This window comes from Escherichia sp. TW14182, assembly GCF_000208525.1.
GTDB lineage: Bacteria > Pseudomonadota > Gammaproteobacteria > Enterobacterales > Enterobacteriaceae > Escherichia > Escherichia ruysiae.
The window spans coordinates 1-3,748 of the sequence record NZ_AEJZ01000236.1; the positions used below are offsets into that span (position 1 = coordinate 1).

Sequence of the window (3,748 nt, forward strand, 5' to 3'; positions counted from 1 at the left end):
TGATAAGACGCGGCAGCGTCGCATCAGGCAATGAATGCCGAACCGCGATGTAAATAACGACAAAAACAAAATTGGCCGCTTCGGTCAGGGTCAACTATTGCCTGAAAAAGGGTAACGACATGAAAAAATTAACCTGCTTTAAAGCCTATGATATTCGCGGAAAATTAGGTGAAGAACTGAATGAAGATATCGCCTGGCGCATTGGTCGTGCCTATGGCGAATTTCTTAAACCGAAAACCATTGTATTAGGCGGTGATGTCCGCCTCACCAGCGAAACCTTAAAACTGGCGCTGGCAAAAGGTTTACAGGATGCGGGCGTCGATGTGCTGGATATCGGCATGTCCGGCACTGAAGAGATCTATTTCGCCACGTTCCATCTCGGCGTGGATGGCGGCATTGAAGTTACCGCCAGCCATAACCCGATGGATTACAACGGCATGAAACTGGTGCGCGAAGGGGCTCGCCCTATCAGCGGTGATACCGGACTGCGCGACGTCCAGCGTCTGGCAGAAGCCAACGACTTTCCTCCCGTTGATGAAACAAAACGCGGTCGCTATCAGCAAATCAATCTGCGTGACGCTTACGTTGATCACCTGTTCGGTTATATCAACGTCAAAAACCTCACGCCGCTCAAGCTGGTAATCAACTCCGGGAACGGCGCAGCGGGTCCGGTGGTGGACGCTATCGAAGCCCGCTTTAAAGCCCTCGGCGCACCGGTGGAATTGATCAAAGTGCACAACACGCCGGACGGCAATTTCCCCAACGGTATTCCTAATCCTTTGCTGCCGGAATGCCGCGACGACACCCGCAATGCGGTCATCAAACACGGCGCGGATATGGGCATTGCCTTTGATGGCGATTTTGACCGCTGTTTCCTGTTTGACGAAAAAGGGCAGTTTATTGAGGGCTACTACATTGTCGGCATGCTGGCAGAAGCGTTCCTCGAAAAAAATCCCGGCGCGAAGATCATCCACGATCCACGTCTCTCCTGGAACACCGTTGATGTGGTGACTGCCGCAGGCGGCACACCGGTGATGTCGAAAACCGGACACGCCTTTATTAAAGAACGTATGCGCAAGGAAGACGCCATCTACGGTGGCGAAATGAGCGCGCACCATTACTTCCGTGATTTCGCTTACTGTGACAGCGGCATGATCCCGTGGCTGCTGGTCGCCGAACTGGTGTGTCTGAAAGGAAAAACGCTGGGCGAACTGGTGCGCGACCGGATGGCGGCATTCCCGGCAAGCGGTGAAATCAACAGCAAACTGGCGCAACCCGTTGAGGCTATTGACCGTGTGGAACAGCATTTTATCCGTGAGGCGCTGGCGGTGGATCGCACCGATGGCATCAGCATGACCTTTGCCGACTGGCGCTTCAACCTGCGCTCCTCCAACACCGAACCGGTGGTGCGGTTGAATGTGGAATCGCGCGGTGATGTGCCGCTGATGGAAGCGCGAACGCGAACTCTGCTGACGTTGCTGAACGAGTAATGTCATTACTTTCCCCCTCCCCCTGACGCTCTACTGCCTGCGGAGAGAAGAGAGCACGGAACTTTCTTCTCCCCTCGCCCCTTTGGGGAGAGGGCCGGGGTGAGGCGACAATAGAACAGGAACAACGATGACAAATCTAAAAAAGCGCGAGCGAGCGAAAACCAATGCATCGTTAATCTCTATGGTGCAACGCTTTTCAGATATCACCATCATGTTTGCCGGGTTATGGCTGGTTTGCGAAGTCAGCGGACTGTCATTCTTCTACATGCACCTGTTGGTGGCGCTGATTACGCTGGTGGTATTCCAGATGCTGGGCGGCATCACCGATTTTTATCGCTCATGGCGCGGTGTTCGGGCAGCGACAGAATTTGCCCTGTTGCTACAAAACTGGACGTTAAGCGTGATTTTCAGCGCCGGACTGGTGGCGTTCAACAATGATTTCGACACGCAACTGAAAATCTGGCTAGCGTGGTATACGCTGACCAGCATCGGACTGGTGGTTTGCCGTTCGTGCATTCGTATTGGTGCGGGCTGGCTGCGTAATCATGGCTATAACAAGCGGATGGTCGCGGTGGCGGGGGATTTAGCTGCCGGACAAATGCTGATGGAGAGTTTCCGTAATCAGCCGTGGTTAGGGTTTGAAGTGGTGGGCGTTTACCACGACCCGAAACCGGGCGGCGTTTCTAACGACTGGGCGGGTAACCTGCAACAGCTGGTCGAGGATGCGAAAGCGGGCAAGATTCATAACGTCTATATCGCGATGCAAATGTGCGACGGCGCGCGAGTGAAAAAACTGGTTCATCAACTGGCGGACACCACCTGTTCGGTGCTGCTGATCCCCGATGTTTTTACCTTCAACATTCTCCATTCCCGTATCGAAGAGATGAACGGCGTACCGGTGGTGCCGCTGTATGACACGCCGCTTTCCGGGGTTAACCGCCTGCTCAAACGTGCGGAAGACATTGTGCTGGCAACGCTGATCTTGCTGCTGATCTCCCCGGTGCTGTGCTGCATTGCGCTGGCGGTGAAACTCAGTTCACCGGGGCCGGTTATTTTCCGCCAGACTCGCTACGGCATGGACGGCAAGCCGATCAAAGTGTGGAAGTTCCGTTCGATGAAAGTGATGGAGAACGACAACGTGGTGACCCAGGCGACGAAGAACGATCCGCGCGTCACCAGGGTGGGGAACTTTCTGCGCCGCACCTCGCTGGATGAATTGCCGCAGTTTATCAATGTGCTGACCGGCGGGATGTCGATTGTGGGTCCGCGTCCGCACGCAGTGGCGCATAACGAACAGTATCGCCAGCTTATTGAAGGCTACATGCTGCGCCATAAAGTGAAACCGGGCATTACCGGTTGGGCGCAGATCAACGGCTGGCGCGGCGAAACCGACACGCTGGAGAAAATGGAAAAACGCGTCGAGTTCGACCTTGAGTACATCCGCGAATGGAGCGTCTGGTTCGATATCAAAATCGTTTTCCTGACGGTATTCAAAGGCTTCGTTAACAAAGCGGCATATTGATATGAGCTTACGTGAAAAAACCATCAGCGGCGCGAAGTGGTCGGCGATTGCCACGGTGATCATCATCGGCCTCGGGCTGGTACAGATGACCGTGCTGGCGCGGATTATCGATAACCACCAGTTCGGCCTACTTACCGTGTCGCTGGTGATTATCGCGCTGGCAGATACGCTTTCTGACTTCGGTATCGCTAACTCCATTATTCAGCGAAAAGAAATCAGCCATCTTGAACTCACTACGCTGTACTGGTTGAACGTCGGGCTGGGGATCGTGGTGTGCGTGGCAGTGTTTTTGTTGAGTGATGTCATCGGCGACGTGCTGAATAATCCGGATCTGGCACCGTTGATTAAAACATTGTCGCTGGCGTTTGTGGTGATCCCCCACGGGCAACAGTTCCGCGCGTTGATGCAAAAGGAGCTGGAGTTCAACAAAATCGGCATGATCGAAACTAGCGCGGTGCTGGCGGGCTTTACTTTTACGGTGGTTAGCGCCCATTTCTGGCCGCTGGCGATGACCGCGATCCTCGGTTATCTGGTCAATAGTGCGGTGAGAACGCTGCTGTTTGGCTACTTTGGTCGCAAAATTTATCGTCCCGGTCTGCATTTCTCGCTGACGTCGGTGGCACCGAACTTACGCTTTGGTGCCTGGCTGACGGCGGACAGCATCATCAACTATCTCAATACTAACCTTTCGACGCTGGTGCTGGCGCGTATTCTCGGCGCGGGCGTGGCGGGGGGC

Annotated in this window: 2 protein-coding genes and 1 pseudogene; all 3 read left to right on the top strand. The window is 54.4% G+C overall.

Annotation, left to right across the window (positions count from 1 at the left end):
- Nucleotides 1-119: 119 nt before the first annotated feature.
- On the top strand, nucleotides 120-1,490 hold the full coding sequence (gene cpsG, locus EQY_RS0117975) for a colanic acid biosynthesis phosphomannomutase CpsG (protein ID WP_024212644.1): 1,371 nt from the start codon (nucleotides 120-122) through the stop codon (nucleotides 1,488-1,490).
- Nucleotides 1,491-1,617: 127 nt separating this feature from the next.
- Nucleotides 1,618-3,012 carry an undecaprenyl-phosphate glucose phosphotransferase gene (wcaJ, locus tag EQY_RS0117980; protein WP_000183099.1) on the top strand — a complete coding sequence of 465 codons (1,395 nt, stop codon included), beginning with the start codon at nucleotides 1,618-1,620 and terminating at the stop codon, nucleotides 3,010-3,012.
- A 1-nt stretch (nucleotide 3,013) separates the two neighbouring features.
- Nucleotides 3,014-3,748 (top strand): annotated as a pseudogene (wzxC, locus tag EQY_RS0117985) (colanic acid undecaprenyl disphosphate flippase WzxC); the annotation flags it as partial.

Coding starts and splice junctions, on each gene's coding strand:
- cpsG (WP_024212644.1), top strand. CDS start 120: ATGAAAAAATTAACCTGCTTTAAAGCCTATGATATTCGCGGAAAATTA.
- wcaJ (WP_000183099.1), top strand. CDS start 1,618: ATGACAAATCTAAAAAAGCGCGAGCGAGCGAAAACCAATGCATCGTTA.